At 66.4% G+C, this 13748-nt stretch carries 23 protein-coding genes and 2 pseudogenes; all 25 read left to right on the top strand.

Going from position 1 to position 13748, the window contains the following annotated elements:
- Position 1 precedes the first annotated feature (1 nt).
- Entirely contained in the window at positions 2–283 is a 282-nt protein-coding gene (gene rpsS, locus IG99_RS32585; RefSeq protein ID WP_010986346.1) for a 30S ribosomal protein S19, read from the top strand.
- A 42-nt stretch (positions 284–325) separates the two neighbouring features.
- Positions 326–673, top strand: a complete 348-nt coding sequence (rplV, locus tag IG99_RS32580) for a 50S ribosomal protein L22 (protein WP_037680403.1) — start codon at positions 326–328, stop codon at positions 671–673.
- Complete coding sequence (rpsC, locus tag IG99_RS32575; RefSeq protein WP_037680401.1) at positions 673–1494, top strand: 30S ribosomal protein S3; 822 nt, start codon at positions 673–675, stop codon at positions 1492–1494. The genes rplV and rpsC overlap by 1 nt, the downstream gene beginning before the upstream one ends.
- Before the next feature lie 5 nt (positions 1495–1499).
- Positions 1500–1919 carry a 50S ribosomal protein L16 gene (gene rplP, locus IG99_RS32570; RefSeq protein WP_007494765.1) on the top strand — a complete coding sequence of 140 codons (420 nt, stop codon included), beginning with the start codon at positions 1500–1502 and terminating at the stop codon, positions 1917–1919.
- Positions 1919–2143, top strand: coding sequence for a 50S ribosomal protein L29 (gene rpmC / locus IG99_RS32565; RefSeq protein WP_010036720.1), 225 nt, complete (start codon positions 1919–1921; stop codon positions 2141–2143). Before rplP ends, rpmC begins: the two co-directional genes overlap by 1 nt.
- Entirely contained in the window at positions 2143–2430 is a 288-nt protein-coding gene (gene rpsQ / locus IG99_RS32560; RefSeq protein WP_037680399.1) for a 30S ribosomal protein S17, read from the top strand. Before rpmC ends, rpsQ begins: the two co-directional genes overlap by 1 nt.
- A gap of 321 nt (positions 2431–2751) precedes the next feature.
- On the top strand, positions 2752–3120 hold the full coding sequence (gene rplN, locus IG99_RS32555) for a 50S ribosomal protein L14 (RefSeq protein WP_003998823.1): 369 nt from the start codon (positions 2752–2754) through the stop codon (positions 3118–3120).
- Positions 3121–3122: 2 nt separating this feature from the next.
- Complete coding sequence (rplX, locus tag IG99_RS32550) at positions 3123–3446, top strand: 50S ribosomal protein L24 (RefSeq protein WP_030039760.1); 324 nt, start codon at positions 3123–3125, stop codon at positions 3444–3446.
- Positions 3446–4003 (top strand): 50S ribosomal protein L5, encoded by a 558-nt coding sequence (gene rplE, locus IG99_RS32545; protein ID WP_037680397.1) that lies wholly within the window; start codon positions 3446–3448, stop codon positions 4001–4003. The genes rplX and rplE overlap by 1 nt, the downstream gene beginning before the upstream one ends.
- Before the next feature lie 5 nt (positions 4004–4008).
- Complete coding sequence (locus IG99_RS32540; protein WP_003948630.1) at positions 4009–4194, top strand: type Z 30S ribosomal protein S14; 186 nt, start codon at positions 4009–4011, stop codon at positions 4192–4194.
- Positions 4195–4433: 239 nt separating this feature from the next.
- On the top strand, positions 4434–4832 hold the full coding sequence (gene rpsH, locus IG99_RS32535) for a 30S ribosomal protein S8 (RefSeq protein WP_013001411.1): 399 nt from the start codon (positions 4434–4436) through the stop codon (positions 4830–4832).
- Between the two features lie 24 nt (positions 4833–4856).
- Positions 4857–5396 carry a 50S ribosomal protein L6 gene (gene rplF / locus IG99_RS32530; protein ID WP_037680394.1) on the top strand — a complete coding sequence of 180 codons (540 nt, stop codon included), beginning with the start codon at positions 4857–4859 and terminating at the stop codon, positions 5394–5396.
- A gap of 3 nt (positions 5397–5399) precedes the next feature.
- The gene (gene rplR / locus IG99_RS32525; RefSeq protein ID WP_037680387.1) at positions 5400–5783 is read left to right on the top strand and encodes a 50S ribosomal protein L18; all 384 of its coding nucleotides are present in this window, start codon (positions 5400–5402) and stop codon (positions 5781–5783) included.
- A 39-nt stretch (positions 5784–5822) separates the two neighbouring features.
- Positions 5823–6428 (top strand): 30S ribosomal protein S5, encoded by a 606-nt coding sequence (gene rpsE, locus IG99_RS32520; RefSeq protein WP_009190144.1) that lies wholly within the window; start codon positions 5823–5825, stop codon positions 6426–6428.
- A 2-nt stretch (positions 6429–6430) separates the two neighbouring features.
- Positions 6431–6613 (top strand): 50S ribosomal protein L30, encoded by a 183-nt coding sequence (gene rpmD / locus IG99_RS32515; RefSeq protein ID WP_003974250.1) that lies wholly within the window; start codon positions 6431–6433, stop codon positions 6611–6613.
- Positions 6614–6615: 2 nt separating this feature from the next.
- Positions 6616–7071, top strand: coding sequence for a 50S ribosomal protein L15 (rplO, locus tag IG99_RS32510; protein ID WP_037680385.1), 456 nt, complete (start codon positions 6616–6618; stop codon positions 7069–7071).
- Between the two features lie 175 nt (positions 7072–7246).
- Entirely contained in the window at positions 7247–8560 is a 1314-nt protein-coding gene (gene secY / locus IG99_RS32505) for a preprotein translocase subunit SecY (protein WP_037680383.1), read from the top strand.
- On the top strand, positions 8560–9222 hold the full coding sequence (locus tag IG99_RS32500; protein WP_037680380.1) for an adenylate kinase: 663 nt from the start codon (positions 8560–8562) through the stop codon (positions 9220–9222). Before secY ends, IG99_RS32500 begins: the two co-directional genes overlap by 1 nt.
- A 128-nt stretch (positions 9223–9350) precedes the next feature.
- A pseudogene (gene map, locus IG99_RS32495) lies at positions 9351–10178 on the top strand (type I methionyl aminopeptidase); the annotation flags it as partial.
- Positions 10179–10499: 321 nt separating this feature from the next.
- Positions 10500–10721 carry a translation initiation factor IF-1 gene (gene infA, locus IG99_RS32490; protein ID WP_003948620.1) on the top strand — a complete coding sequence of 74 codons (222 nt, stop codon included), beginning with the start codon at positions 10500–10502 and terminating at the stop codon, positions 10719–10721.
- Between the two features lie 197 nt (positions 10722–10918).
- A complete protein-coding gene (gene rpmJ, locus IG99_RS32485) occupies positions 10919–11032 on the top strand; it encodes a 50S ribosomal protein L36 (RefSeq protein ID WP_004984509.1) in 114 nt (37 codons plus the stop codon).
- Positions 11033–11226: 194 nt separating this feature from the next.
- Positions 11227–11607 carry a 30S ribosomal protein S13 gene (rpsM, locus tag IG99_RS32480; RefSeq protein ID WP_037680379.1) on the top strand — a complete coding sequence of 127 codons (381 nt, stop codon included), beginning with the start codon at positions 11227–11229 and terminating at the stop codon, positions 11605–11607.
- Between the two features lie 65 nt (positions 11608–11672).
- The gene (rpsK, locus tag IG99_RS32475; protein ID WP_003956432.1) at positions 11673–12077 is read left to right on the top strand and encodes a 30S ribosomal protein S11; all 405 of its coding nucleotides are present in this window, start codon (positions 11673–11675) and stop codon (positions 12075–12077) included.
- Positions 12078–12321: 244 nt separating this feature from the next.
- Positions 12322–13131 (top strand): annotated as a pseudogene (locus tag IG99_RS32470) (DNA-directed RNA polymerase subunit alpha); the annotation flags it as partial.
- 84 nt (positions 13132–13215) lie between these two features.
- Positions 13216–13713 (top strand): 50S ribosomal protein L17, encoded by a 498-nt coding sequence (rplQ, locus tag IG99_RS32465; protein ID WP_037680377.1) that lies wholly within the window; start codon positions 13216–13218, stop codon positions 13711–13713.
- Positions 13714–13748: the final 35 nt, after the last annotated feature.

Genomic DNA, 13748 nt, shown 5'->3' with positions numbered 1-13748 from the left:
GATGCCGCGCAGTCTCAAGAAGGGGCCCTTCGTCGACGACCACCTGATCAAGAAGGTGGACGCCCAGAACGAAGCCGGTTCCAAGAACGTCATCAAGACCTGGTCCCGTCGCTCGATGATCATCCCGGCCATGCTCGGCCACACGATCGCGGTGCACAACGGCAAGACCCACATTCCGGTGTTTGTCACCGAGTCGATGGTCGGCCACAAGCTCGGCGAGTTCTCGCCGACGCGCACCTTCCGGGGTCACGTCAAGGACGACCGGAAGTCGAAGCGCCGCTAACAGCGGGGTGGAATGACCATGACAGACACTGGAAGGACAACCATGGAAGCCAGGGCCCAGGCGCGGTACATCCGCGTCACGCCCATGAAGGCCCGCCGCGTGGTGGACCTCATCCGTGGCCTCGACGCCACGGAGGCTCAGGCGGTCCTGCGTTTCGCCCCGCAGGCCGCGAGCGTGCCGGTCGGCAAGGTGCTTGACAGCGCCATCGCCAACGCCGCGCACAACTACGACCACACCGACGCCGACAGCCTCTTCATCTCCGAGGCGTACGTCGACGAGGGCCCGACCCTGAAGCGGTTCCGTCCGCGCGCCCAGGGCCGCGCCTACCGGATCCGCAAGCGGACCAGCCACATCACCGTGGTCGTCAGCAGCAAGGAAGGAACCCGGTAATGGGCCAGAAGGTTAACCCGCATGGGTTCCGGCTCGGTGTCACCACCGACTTCAAGTCGCGCTGGTACGCCGACAAGCTGTACAAGGACTACGTCAAGGAAGACGTCGCCATCCGTCGGATGATGACGTCCGGCATGGAGCGCGCCGGCATCTCCAAGGTCGAGATCGAGCGCACCCGTGACCGCGTGCGGGTGGACATCCACACCGCTCGTCCGGGCATCGTCATCGGCCGCCGTGGCGCCGAGGCCGACCGCATCCGCGGCGACCTCGAGAAGCTCACGGGCAAGCAGGTCCAGCTGAACATCCTCGAGGTCAAGAGCCCCGAGACCGACGCCCAGCTGGTTGCTCAGGCCGTTGCCGAGCAGCTCTCCTCCCGCGTCTCCTTCCGTCGCGCCATGCGTAAGAGCATGCAGGGCACGATGAAGGCCGGCGCCAAGGGCATCAAGATCCAGTGCGGTGGCCGCCTCGGCGGCGCCGAGATGTCCCGCTCGGAGTTCTACCGCGAGGGCCGTGTGCCCCTGCACACGCTCCGCGCGAACGTGGACTACGGCTTCTTCGAGGCCAAGACGACCTTCGGCCGCATCGGTGTGAAGGTCTGGATCTACAAGGGCGACGTCAAGAACATCGCCGAGGTCCGCGCCGAGAACGCTGCCGCCCGTGCGGGTAACCGCCCGGCTCGCGGTGGCGGCTCCGACCGCCCGGCCCGTGGTGGCCGCGGTGGCGAGCGGCGCGGTCGTAAGCCGCAGCAGGCTGCCGGCGCCGAGGCCCCCAAGGCCGAGGCCCCCGCCGCTCCGGCTGAGAGCACCGGAACGGAGGCCTGACCGACATGCTGATCCCCCGTAGGGTCAAGCACCGCAAGCAGCACCACCCGGGGCGCTCCGGCGCCGCCAAGGGTGGCACGACGGTTGCGTTCGGCGAGTACGGTATCCAGGCGCTGACCCCGGCGTACGTGACGAACCGTCAGATCGAGGCCGCTCGTATCGCCATGACGCGTCACATCAAGCGTGGTGGCAAGGTCTGGATCAACATCTACCCGGACCGTCCGCTCACCAAGAAGCCCGCCGAGACCCGCATGGGTTCCGGTAAGGGTTCTCCGGAGTGGTGGATCGCCAACGTCAAGCCCGGACGCGTGATGTTCGAGCTGTCGTACCCCAACGAGAAGATCGCCCGTGAGGCGCTGACCCGTGCGGCCCACAAGCTGCCGATGAAGTGCCGGATCGTCAAGCGCGAGGCAGGTGAAGCGTGATGTCGGCCGGTACCAAGGCGTCCGAGCTGCGCGAGCTGGGCAACGAGGAGCTGCTGAACAAGCTCCGCGAGGCCAAGGAAGAGCTGTTCAACCTCCGCTTCCAGGCGGCGACCGGTCAGCTCGAGAACCACGGCCGGCTGAAGGCCGTCCGTAAGGACATCGCGCGGATCTACACCCTGATGCGTGAGCGCGAGCTGGGCATCGAGACGGTGGAGAGCGCCTGATGAGTGAGAGCAACGTGACTGAGCAGACTGCAGAGGCCCGCGGCTTCCGCAAGACCCGTGAGGGTCTCGTCGTCAGCGACAAGATGGACAAGACCGTCGTCGTCGCCGTCGAGGACCGCGTCAAGCACGCGCTGTACGGCAAGGTCATCCGCCGTACCAGCAGGCTCAAGGCGCACGACGAGCAGAACGCCGCGGGTGTCGGCGACCGTGTCCTCCTCGCGGAGACCCGGCCGCTGTCCGCGACGAAGCGCTGGCGCGTCGTCGAGATCCTCGAGAAGGCGAAGTAATCAAGCGGGGGTTCGCCCCCGCTGCCCCCGCCGGGGGCTCGCCCCCGGGCCCCGGCCCGGCCGGGCGCTCCCGGCGAGGTTTTCGCCCGACCGAAGAAAGACCGCCGCCCGGCGAGTTCCGTGAACGACTTACGGAGCCGCCGCCGGGAAGCCCGGCCGAGGTGCGTGAGGCACTCGCGCTCGTCGCGAGAGCGGCCCCGCGGCCCGGCCGGGTCGGCAAGTAATTCCTGCGGGGGTATCCCGGCAGGACGGTTCCGCCAGGCTCGCAGGTTCGGCCCGACAAGGCCCCTGCGGGAACCGGCAGACAAACAGGAGATAGACGTGATCCAGCAGGAGTCGCGACTGCGTGTCGCCGACAACACTGGTGCGAAGGAGATCCTTTGCATCCGTGTGCTCGGTGGCTCCGGTCGCCGCTACGCGGGCATCGGTGACGTCATCGTCGCCACCGTCAAGGACGCGATCCCCGGTGGCAACGTGAAGAAGGGTGACGTCGTCAAGGCGGTCATCGTTCGCACCGTCAAGGAGCGCCGCCGTCCGGACGGCTCGTACATCCGCTTCGACGAGAACGCCGCCGTCATTCTGAAGAACGACGGCGACCCTCGCGGCACCCGTATCTTCGGCCCGGTCGGCCGTGAGCTGCGCGAGAAGAAGTTCATGAAGATCATCTCGCTCGCGCCGGAGGTGCTGTAAGCATGAAGATCAAGAAGGGCGACCTGGTCCAGGTCATCACCGGTAAGGACAAGGGCAAGCAGGGCAAGGTCATCGCGGCCTTCCCCCGCGAGGACCGCGTCCTGGTCGAGGGTGTCAACCGGGTCAAGAAGCACACCAAGGCCGGCCCGACCGCCAAGGGCTCGCAGGCCGGCGGCATCGTCACCACCGAGGCGCCGATCCACGTCTCCAACGTCCAGCTGGTCGTGGAGAAGGACGGCAACAAGGTTGTGACCCGCGTCGGTTACCGCTTCGACGACGAAGGCAACAAGATCCGCGTTGCCAAGCGGACGGGTGAGGACATCTGATGGCTACCACCACCACTCCGCGTCTGAAGACGAAGTACCGCGAGGACATCGCGGGCAAGCTGCGTGACGAGTTCAAGTACGAGAACGTCATGCAGGTTCCCGGCCTCGTCAAGATCGTGGTCAACATGGGTGTGGGCGACGCCGCCCGCGACTCCAAGCTGATCGAGGGCGCCATCCGCGACCTCACCACGATCACCGGTCAGAAGCCGGCCGTCACCAAGGCCCGCAAGTCCATCGCGCAGTTCAAGCTGCGTGAGGGTCAGCCGATCGGTGCCCACGTCACGCTTCGTGGCGACCGCATGTGGGAGTTCCTGGACCGCACCCTGTCGCTCGCGCTGCCGCGCATCCGCGACTTCCGCGGCCTGTCCCCCAAGCAGTTCGACGGCCGTGGCAACTACACCTTCGGTCTCACCGAGCAGGTCATGTTCCACGAGATCGACCAGGACAAGATCGACCGTACCCGGGGCATGGACATCACCGTGGTCACCACGGCGACCAACGACGCTGAGGGCCGTGCGCTCCTTCGTCACCTCGGCTTCCCCTTCAAGGAGGCGTGAGCGAGATGGCGAAGAAGGCTCTGATCGCTAAGGCTGCTCGCAAGCCCAAGTTCGGTGTGCGTGGCTACACCCGCTGCCAGCGCTGCGGCCGCCCGCACTCCGTGTACCGCAAGTTCGGCCTCTGCCGCGTGTGCCTTCGTGAGATGGCTCACCGTGGCGAGCTGCCGGGCGTGACCAAGAGCTCCTGGTAATCCCCCTTTTAGGGATTCCCGGAGCTCTCGGTAAGCAATGGGCGTGTCAGGCGCCCGCCCTTCCATGGCTTAGGCTTGGAGGGTTGGGCGCCTGACGGTCGCCCGTACGCCCGCGGGCCGAGCCCGCTAATGTTTGCTTACTACGCCGTAGGTCCACCGCGCCGCACCCGTCCCGTCTCGGATCGGGGAGAGGGATGGCGCACCAGGAAACCCCGGCGAGAGAGGCCGAAGGCCAATTCATGACCATGACTGATCCGATCGCAGACATGCTTACGCGTCTGCGGAACGCGAACTCGGCATACCACGACTCCGTGACGATGCCGGCATCGAAGATCAAGTCGCACATCGCGGAGATCCTCCAGCAGGAGGGCTTCATCACGGGCTGGAAGGTCGAGGACGCCGAGGTCGGCAAGAACCTCGTCCTGGAGCTGAAGTTCGGCCCCAACCGTGAGCGCTCCATCGCGGGCATCAAGCGGATCTCCAAGCCCGGTCTCCGGGTGTACGCGAAGTCCACCTCCCTGCCGAAGGTGCTGGGCGGTCTCGGCGTGGCGATCATCTCCACGTCGCACGGACTCCTCACCGACAAGCAGGCCGGCAAGAAGGGCGTAGGCGGAGAAGTCCTCGCCTACGTCTGGTAACGGAAGGGAACGGAGGAAACAGCTATGTCGCGTATTGGCAAGCTCCCCATCACGGTTCCCGCCGGCGTGGACGTCACCATCGACGGCCAGACGGTCTCGGTCAAGGGCCCCAAGGGCTCGCTGACCCACACTGTCGTGGCGCCGATCGAGATCGCCAAGGGTGAGGACGGCGTCCTGAACGTCACCCGCCCCAACGACGAGCGTCTGAGCAAGGCCCTGCACGGCCTGTCCCGCACGCTGGTGGCGAACATGATCACCGGCGTGACCCAGGGTTACGTGAAGAAGCTCGAGATCAGCGGTGTCGGTTACCGAGTGACCGCCAAGGGTTCGAACCTGGAGTTCGCTCTCGGCTACAGCCACCCGATCACCGTCGAGGCGCCCGAGGGCATCACCTTCAAGGTGGAGACCCCGACCCGCTTCCAGGTCGAGGGCATCGACAAGCAGAAGGTCGGCGAGGTTGCGGCCAACATCCGCAAGCTGCGCAAGCCCGACCCGTACAAGGCCAAGGGCGTCAAGTACGAGGGCGAAGTCATCCGCCGCAAGGTCGGAAAGGCGGGTAAGTAAGCCATGGCATACGGGCAGAAGATCCTCAAGGGCGACGCTTACAAGCGCGCCGCGATCAAGCGCCGCCACATCCGGATCCGCAAGTCGATCAACGGTACGGCGGAGCGTCCGCGTCTGGTCGTTACCCGCTCGAACCGCCACATCGTGGCCCAGGTGATCGACGACATCAAGGGTCACACCCTTGCGTCGGCGTCCACCCTGGACACCTCGATCCGCGGTGGCGAGGGCGACAAGTCCGCGCAGGCCAAGCAGGTCGGCGCCCTGGTCGCCGAGCGTGCCAAGGCCGCCGGTGTCGAGGCTGTCGTGTTCGACCGTGGTGGCAACCAGTACGCCGGGCGCATCGCCGCTCTGGCGGACGCCGCCCGCGAAGCCGGGCTCAAGTTCTGAGCCTGCCGTAGCTAGCGGAAACAGAGAGAGGTAATTCCAATGGCTGGACCCCAGCGCCGCGGTGGCGGTGCCGGTGGCGGCGAGCGGCGGGACCGGAAGGGCCGTGACGGCGGCGCTGCTGCCGCCGAGAAGACCGCGTACGTTGAGCGCGTCGTCGCGATCAACCGCGTCGCCAAGGTTGTGAAGGGTGGTCGTCGCTTCAGCTTCACCGCGCTGGTCGTGGTGGGCGACGGTGACGGCACCGTGGGTGTCGGTTACGGCAAGGCCAAGGAGGTGCCGGCCGCCATCGCCAAGGGTGTTGAGGAGGCCAAGAAGCACTTCTTCAAGGTCCCCCGGATCCAGGGCACCATCCCGCACCCCATCCAGGGTGAGAAGGCTGCCGGCGTCGTGCTGCTCAAGCCCGCGTCCCCCGGTACCGGTGTTATCGCCGGTGGTCCGGTGCGTGCCGTGCTCGAGTGCGCCGGTATTCACGACGTGCTGTCGAAGTCGCTCGGCTCCGACAACGCCATCAACATCGTGCACGCGACCGTGGAGGCCCTGAAGGGTCTGCAGCGTCCCGAGGAGATCGCGGCCCGCCGTGGTCTGCCGCTCGAGGACGTCGCCCCCGCGGCTCTTCTCCGTGCGCGTGCCGGGGCGGGTGCGTAATCATGGCGCAGCTCAAGATTACGCAGGTCAAGTCCTACATCGGCAGCAAGCAGAACCACCGTGACACCCTGCGCTCCCTTGGTCTCAAGGGCATCAACACGCAGGTCGTCAAGGAGGACCGCCCCGAGTTCCGCGGCATGGTGCACACCGTCCGCCACCTCGTGACGGTCGAGGAGGTCGACTGATCATGGCGGAGAACAACCCGCTCAAGATCCACAACCTCCGTCCCGCCCCGGGCGCCAAGACCGCCAAGACCCGTGTCGGTCGTGGTGAGGCGTCGAAGGGTAAGACGGCCGGTCGTGGTACCAAGGGCACCAAGGCCCGTTACCAGGTTCCGGAGCGCTTCGAGGGTGGCCAGATGCCCCTCCACATGCGCCTCCCGAAGCTGAAGGGCTTCAAGAACCCGTTCAAGACCGAGTACCAGGTCGTGAACCTCGACAAGCTGGCGTCGCTGTACCCCGAGGGTGGCGAGGTCACCGTCGAGGGTCTGGTCGCCAAGGGTGCCGTTCGCAAGAACGCGCTCGTCAAGGTCCTCGGCCAGGGCGAGGTCACCGTGGCGCTGCAGGTGACGGTCGACGCCGTCTCCGGCTCCGCCAAGGAGAAGATCACCGCCGCCGGCGGTACGGTCACCGAGCTCGTCTGAGCGCGATGACGTAAGCAGTCCCGACCGGGGATACCTCACAATGAGGTATCCCCGGTTGGTCGTTCCAAGGCGGGCGGTGAGGCCGGTAAGGTGGCCTGCACTGCTCTTTCACGTATTCGTCGAACCTCAAGACCGTCACCCTTGACGCAGTTGCGCGGGGGTCGCAGGAGGCACCGTGCTCACCGCGTTCGCCCGGGCGTTCAAGACGCCCGACCTGCGCAAGAAGCTGCTCTTCACGCTCGGCATCATCGTGGTCTACCGGGTCGGGACCCACATCCCGATCCCGGGCGTCGACTACAAGAGTGTCCAGGAGTGTGTGGACCAGGCGTCCGGCAACCAGGGCCTCTTCGGTCTGGTCAACATGTTCAGCGGCGGCGCGCTGCTCCAGATCACGATCTTCGCGCTGGGCATCATGCCGTATATCACGGCCAGCATCATCCTCCAGCTGCTGACCGTGGTCATCCCGCGCCTGGAAGCCCTCAAGAAGGAGGGCCAGGCCGGTACGGCGAAGATCACGCAGTACACCCGTTACCTCACCGTGGCGCTCGCCATCCTGCAGGGCACCGGCCTGGTGGCCACCGCCCGCAGCGGCGCCCTCTTCTCCGGTTGCACGGTCGCCAGCCAGATCGTCCCGGACCGCGCGATCTTCAGCACCATCGTCATGGTCATCTGCATGACCGCAGGTACGGCCATGGTCATGTGGCTCGGTGAGCTCATCACCGACCGCGGCATCGGCAACGGCATGTCGATCCTGATGTTCATCTCGATCGCCGCCACCTTCCCGTCCGCGCTGTGGGCCATCAAGAAGCAGGGCACCCTGGCCGGCGGCTGGATCGAGTTCAGCACCGTCATCCTCGTCGGCCTGGTCATGGTCGGCCTGGTGGTCTTCGTCGAGCAGGCCCAGCGCCGCATCCCCGTGCAGTACGCGAAGCGCATGATCGGCCGCCGCTCCTACGGTGGTACGTCCACGTACATCCCGCTGAAGGTGAACCAGGCCGGTGTGATCCCGGTCATCTTCGCGTCGTCGCTGCTCTACATCCCGGCTCTGATCGCGCAGTTCTCCAGCGGTGACTCGGGCTGGAAGCGCTGGGTCGAGCAGAACCTGACCAAGGGCGACCACCCGATTTACATCACTGCGTACTTCTTGCTCATCGTTTTCTTCGCGTTCTTCTACGTGGCGATCTCCTTCAACCCCGAGGAAGTCGCCGACAACATGAAGAAGTATGGTGGCTTCATCCCGGGCATCCGGGCTGGCAGGCCGACCGCTGAGTACCTTTCGTACGTGCTCAACCGGATCACCTGGCCGGGTTCGCTGTATCTGGGTCTGATCGCTCTCGTACCGACAATGGCGTTGATCGGCTTCCAGGCCAACCAGAACTTCCCGTTCGGCGGGACCAGCATCCTGATCATCGTGGGTGTCGGCCTCGAGACGGTGAAGCAGATCGAGAGCCAGCTCCAGCAGCGCAATTACGAAGGGTTCCTCCGCTGATGCGAATCGTCCTCGTCGGGCCGCCGGGTGCCGGGAAGGGCACACAGGCCACTCGTCTTGCCGAGAAGCTGCGCGTGCCGCACATCTCCACGGGTGACCTGTTCCGCGCCAACATCAGCCAGCAGACGGAGCTCGGGAAACTCGCGAAGTCCTACATGGACGCCGGCAACCTCGTCCCGGACGAGGTCACCATCGCGATGGCCAAGGACCGCATGGAGCAGCCCGACGCCGAGAACGGCTTCCTGCTCGACGGGTTCCCGCGCAACGTCTCGCAGGCCGAGGCACTGGACGAGCTGCTGAAGACCGAGGCGATCAAGTTGGACGCGGTGCTGGACCTCGAGGTGCCGGAGGAGGAGGTCGTCAAGCGGATCGCCGGCCGGCGCATCTGCCGCAACGACTCGTCGCACGTCTTCCACGAGACGTACAAGAAGCCGACCAAGGACGGCGTCTGCGACGTGTGCGGCGGTGAGCTGTACCAGCGTGACGACGACTCCGAGGAGACCGTCCGCAAGCGGCTCGAGGTCTACCACACGCAGACCGAGCCGATCATCGACTACTACAAGGCGCAGGGCCTGGTCGTCACGATCTCGGCGCTGGGTCCGGTGGACGAGGTCACCCGTCGCGCGCTCGAGGCGCTGAAGCGCGAGGACGACATCAAGTAGTCGTTCGTACGTCGCCGTAGCCGCGGTTCCCGAGGAGGGGGCCGCGGCTGCTGTGTGGGGAGGCTTGGTCCGCCCCCGTATCGTGGAAAGCGTCCGTCTCTTCCCGGTCCAGAAAGGCCGTAGTCCCCATGGTGCAGATCAAGAGCCCCGAGCAGATCGCCAAGATGCGTGAGGCGGGGTTGGTCGTCGCCGCGATCCACGCGGCTACCCGGGAGGCCGCGGTGCCCGGGGCAAGCACCAAGGACCTGGACGAGGTCGCGCGCAAGGTGCTCGCGGAGAACGGCGCCAAGTCGAACTTCCTCGGCTACGGCGGCTTCCCGGCGACGATCTGCACCTCCGTGAACGACGTCGTGGTGCACGGCATCCCCTCCGAGGACGTCGTCCTCAAGGACGGGGACATCATCTCCATCGACTGCGGCGCGATCGTCGACGGCTGGCACGGCGACGCCGCCTACACCGCCTTCGTGGGCTCCGGTCACTCCCCGGAGCTGGTCGAGCTCTCCCGGGTGACGGAGGAGTCGATGTGGGCCGGCATCGCCGCGATGAAGCAGGGCAGCCGCCTGGTCGACGTGTCGCGGGCCATCGAGACGTACATCCGCCGCCAGCCCAAGCCCGGCGGCGGCCGCTACGGCATCATCGAGGACTACGGCGGCCACGGCATCGGCACCGAGATGCACATGGACCCGCACCTGCTGAACTACGTCGACCGCCGCCGCGGCAAGGGCCCCAAGCTGGTCCCCGGCTTCTGCCTCGCCATCGAGCCCATGGTCTCCCTCGGTACCCCCAAGACCGAGGTCCTCGAGGACGACTGGACCGTCATCACGACGGACGGCACGTGGTCCTCCCACTGGGAGCACTCCGTCGCCCTGACGGACCAGGGGCCCCTGGTCCTGACCGCCCCCGACGGCGGCAAGGCGAAGCTGGCGGAGTACGGGGTCACCGCCGGTCGGAGGCCGGCGCAGCGGCTCGAAGCTTGTGAGGCGCTCTGGCGCCGAGCCCGCGAGAGGGGCGTCGAGGGCGGGGCCGGCGGCAAGGCGAAGCCGGCGGAGTACGGAGTCACGGCCGCGCCGGACCCCCTGGCCTGACGGCGGACCCCGGCCATGACCGCCGGTCGGAGGCCGGCTCAGCTTGCATGATGTGGCTCTGTGTGGGGCAGGCTTTCTCGATTCGTGTTTCCGGGTGCGCTGACGTAGACTGACTCGTCGGCTCTCGTGCACCCGTATGCCTGCATGCGCTCGTACGGAGTCGATCAAGGTAGTCGATTCGAAGGGCGAAGCGTGGCCAAGAAGCAAGGTGCCATCGAGATCGAGGGCACTGTCGTCGAGTCTCTTCCGAACGCCATGTTCAAGGTCGAGCTCCAGAACGGCCACCAGGTCCTGGCACACATCAGCGGCAAGATGCGCATGCACTACATCCGCATCCTCCCTGACGACCGGGTCGTGGTGGAGCTGTCTCCGTACGACCTGACGCGTGGCCGGATCGTTTACCGATACAAGTAAGGCTTGGGCGGGTCTCGTACTCGCCTCTGCGGCCGGGAGGGTCGTGGTTGGACAGGCATGCCCTGTCAAACTCCCCGGAGCGATCCAGGGGAGCCACTCCGCGGGCGGTGTCCCGGAGTGAACTCCAACGGTACAAGTAGATCTTTGCCCTGTTCCCGCCCTTCAGGGCGGGGCGATGACCCGGAGAACCTCATCACATGAAGGTCAAGCCGAGCGTCAAGAAGATCTGCGACAAGTGCAGGGTGATCCGCCGTCACGGCCGGGTCATGATCATCTGCGAGAACCCGCGCCACAAGCAGCGCCAGGGCTGATCGCGAGCAGATCGCACCCCTCTGCCTTTCGTAGAGACTTCGCGCGACGCGAGCTGAATATGTTCATACGCAGGACCCAGGCGAGCGATCGCCTGACACCCCCGGTTCGGAGGCCGGGGACCTGGCTCGTACCTGATACGGCGGCCGGGAGCCGGTTCTGTGGAAGACCTCCGAGGATCAACTGGAGCCATTGAATGGCACGCGTTTCCGGTGTTGACATCCCGCGCGAAAAGCGCGTGGAGGTCGCCCTCACCTACGTGTTCGGCATCGGCCGGACCCTTTCGCAGTTGACGCTGGCCGAGACCGGCATCGACCCCAACACCCGCGTTCGCGACCTCTCCGAGGAGCAGCTCGTCGCGATCCGCGAGTACGTCGACAACAACATCAAGACCGAGGGTGACCTCCGTCGCGAGATCCAGGCCGACATCCGCCGCAAGGTCGAGATCGGCTGCTACCAGGGTCTGCGTCACCGCCGTGGCCTGCCCGTCCGCGGTCAGCGCACCAGCACCAACGCCCGCACCCGCAAGGGCCCGCGTCGCGCCATCGCCGGCAAGAAGAAGCCGGGCAAGAAGTAGTCCGCAGCGGACCTCTGTCCACGGTCTTCGCTGTAGGACCGACCACCTCCCGTAGGAGTTAAGAGATGCCCCCCAAGGGACGTCAGGGCGCTGCCAAGAAGGTGCGCCGCAAGGAAAAGAAGAACGTCGCTCACGGCCACGCGCACATCAAGAGCACGTTCAACAACACGATCGTCTCCATCACGGACCCGTCCGGCAACGTGATCTCCTGGGCCTCCGCCGGCCACGTCGGCTTCAAGGGTTCCCGGAAGTCCACGCCGTTCGCCGCGCAGATGGCCGCCGAGTCGGCTGCCCGCCGCGCCCAGGAGCACGGCATGCGCAAGGTCGACGTGTTCGTGAAGGGCCCGGGTTCCGGTCGTGAGACCGCGATCCGTTCCCTGCAGGCCACGGGCCTCGAGGTCGGCTCCATCCAGGACGTCACCCCGACCCCCCACAACGGCTGCCGCCCGCCGAAGCGCCGTCGCGTCTGACGCACCGGCTCACGGCGGCTCGGCTGCAGGCTGGGGGTGTGGGGGTCATCCCCCACATGTCGCAGTACGGCTGCCGCCCGCCGAAGCGCCGTCGCGTCTGACGCACGGTCGCTTCGATCGGCTTGAGGTTCGGGCGGTACGGCACCGTAAAGGGGCCGTATCGCCCGTACCCTTGCAGTACCCGCGCTTCTCACGGGCGCGGTTTCCGTCGGACGTCAAATAGCGGGCGTCCACGAAAGAAGGGGACGTCACCGACCTGATCCTCAACATCAAGCAGCTGGTCGTCTCCTCGGAGCACGACGAGCCGGTCGTGATGTACCTGCGCAAGCAGGGCCCGGGTCTGGTCACCGCCGCCGACATCGCGCCCCCGGCCGGTGTCGAGGTGCACAACCCCGACCTGGTGCTCGCCACGCTCAACGGCAAGGGCAAGCTGGAGATGGAGCTGACGGTCGAGCGTGGCCGTGGTTACGTCTCCGCCGTGCAGAACAAGCAGGTCGGCCAGGAGATCGGTCGTATCCCGGTCGACTCGATCTACTCGCCGGTCCTCAAGGTCACGTACAAGGTCGAGGCGACCCGTGTCGAGCAGCGCACCGACTTCGACAAGCTGATCGTCGACGTCGAGACCAAGCAGGCGATGCGTCCGCGTGACGCCATGGCCTCCGCCGGTAAGACGCTGGTCGAGCTGTTCGGGCTGGCCCGTGAGCTCAACATCGACGCCGAGGGCATCGACATGGGTCCGTCCCCGACGGACGCCGCCCTCGCCGCTGATCTGGCGCTGCCGATCGAGGAGCTGGAGCTCACCGTTCGGTCGTACAACTGCCTCAAGCGTGAGGGCATCCACTCCGTGGGTGAGCTCGTCGCCCGCTCCGAGGCCGACCTCCTGGACATCCGTAACTTCGGTGCGAAGTCCATCGACGAGGTCAAGGCGAAGCTGGCCGGCATGGGCCTGGCGCTCAAGGACAGCCCGCCCGGATTCGATCCGACCGCCGCCGCCGACGCCTTCGGCGCCGACGACGACGCGGACGCGGGTTTCGTGGAGACCGAGCAGTACTGATCGGTTGTTGCCGGTGAGCATCCGCTCACCGGGTTCCTGACCCCGGTACCTGATACGGCCGGGGCAGATACCAAGGAGAAAGAAATGCCGAAGCCCGCCAAGGGTGCCCGTCTGGGCGGCAGTGCCGCGCACGAGAAGCTGCTGCTCGCGAACCTCGCGAAGAGCCTCTTCGAGCACGGCCGCATCACCACCACCGAGGCGAAGGCCCGCCGCCTGCGCCCGTACGCCGAGCGTCTGGTCACCAAGGCGAAGAAGGGCGACCTTCACAACCGCCGTCAGGTGCTCCAGGTGATCACGGACAAGAGCGTCGTCCACACGCTCTTCACCGAGATCGGCCCGCGCTACGAGAACCGTCCGGGTGGCTACACCCGCATCACCAAGATCGGTAACCGCCGTGGCGACAACGCGCCCATGGCTGTCATCGAGCTGGTCGAGGCGCTGACGGTCGCGCAGCAGGCGACGGGTGAGGCCGAGGCCGCGACGAAGCGTGCGGTCAAGGAGGCGGAGGAGACCAAGGCCGCCGAGGCGACCGAGGTCGAGGACGCCGCGGAGGCTCCCGCCGAGGAGTCGAAGGACGCGTAAGCGTTCTGCCGGGGACTGTTTTGTTGGCGGGTGCG

It is taken from the genome of Streptomyces griseus subsp. griseus (genome assembly GCF_000720255.1).
Classification (GTDB): domain Bacteria; phylum Actinomycetota; class Actinomycetes; order Streptomycetales; family Streptomycetaceae; genus Streptomyces; species Streptomyces griseus_I.
Note: the sequence above shows the minus strand (reverse complement) of the source record. Positions and strands in the feature narration are given on the sequence as shown.

Excerpts from the sequence above, each read along its gene's own strand:
- rpsS (WP_010986346.1), top strand. The coding sequence starts at position 2 with ATGCCGCGCAGTCTCAAGAAGGGGCCCTTCGTCGACGACCACCTGATC.
- rpmD (WP_003974250.1), top strand. The coding sequence starts at position 6,431 with ATGGCGCAGCTCAAGATTACGCAGGTCAAGTCCTACATCGGCAGCAAG.
- rpmC (WP_010036720.1), top strand. The coding sequence starts at position 1,919 with ATGTCGGCCGGTACCAAGGCGTCCGAGCTGCGCGAGCTGGGCAACGAG.
- IG99_RS32540 (WP_003948630.1), top strand. The coding sequence starts at position 4,009 with ATGGCGAAGAAGGCTCTGATCGCTAAGGCTGCTCGCAAGCCCAAGTTC.
- rpsQ (WP_037680399.1), top strand. The coding sequence starts at position 2,143 with ATGAGTGAGAGCAACGTGACTGAGCAGACTGCAGAGGCCCGCGGCTTC.
- rpsE (WP_009190144.1), top strand. The coding sequence starts at position 5,823 with ATGGCTGGACCCCAGCGCCGCGGTGGCGGTGCCGGTGGCGGCGAGCGG.
- rplE (WP_037680397.1), top strand. The coding sequence starts at position 3,446 with ATGGCTACCACCACCACTCCGCGTCTGAAGACGAAGTACCGCGAGGAC.
- rpsM (WP_037680379.1), top strand. The coding sequence starts at position 11,227 with ATGGCACGCGTTTCCGGTGTTGACATCCCGCGCGAAAAGCGCGTGGAG.
- rplP (WP_007494765.1), top strand. The coding sequence starts at position 1,500 with ATGCTGATCCCCCGTAGGGTCAAGCACCGCAAGCAGCACCACCCGGGG.
- IG99_RS32500 (WP_037680380.1), top strand. The coding sequence starts at position 8,560 with ATGCGAATCGTCCTCGTCGGGCCGCCGGGTGCCGGGAAGGGCACACAG.
- rplX (WP_030039760.1), top strand. The coding sequence starts at position 3,123 with ATGAAGATCAAGAAGGGCGACCTGGTCCAGGTCATCACCGGTAAGGAC.
- rplR (WP_037680387.1), top strand. The coding sequence starts at position 5,400 with ATGGCATACGGGCAGAAGATCCTCAAGGGCGACGCTTACAAGCGCGCC.
- rplQ (WP_037680377.1), top strand. The coding sequence starts at position 13,216 with ATGCCGAAGCCCGCCAAGGGTGCCCGTCTGGGCGGCAGTGCCGCGCAC.
- rpsK (WP_003956432.1), top strand. The coding sequence starts at position 11,673 with ATGCCCCCCAAGGGACGTCAGGGCGCTGCCAAGAAGGTGCGCCGCAAG.
- rpsC (WP_037680401.1), top strand. The coding sequence starts at position 673 with ATGGGCCAGAAGGTTAACCCGCATGGGTTCCGGCTCGGTGTCACCACC.
- rplV (WP_037680403.1), top strand. The coding sequence starts at position 326 with ATGGAAGCCAGGGCCCAGGCGCGGTACATCCGCGTCACGCCCATGAAG.
- rpmJ (WP_004984509.1), top strand. The coding sequence starts at position 10,919 with ATGAAGGTCAAGCCGAGCGTCAAGAAGATCTGCGACAAGTGCAGGGTG.
- rplO (WP_037680385.1), top strand. The coding sequence starts at position 6,616 with ATGGCGGAGAACAACCCGCTCAAGATCCACAACCTCCGTCCCGCCCCG.
- rplF (WP_037680394.1), top strand. The coding sequence starts at position 4,857 with ATGTCGCGTATTGGCAAGCTCCCCATCACGGTTCCCGCCGGCGTGGAC.
- rpsH (WP_013001411.1), top strand. The coding sequence starts at position 4,434 with ATGACCATGACTGATCCGATCGCAGACATGCTTACGCGTCTGCGGAAC.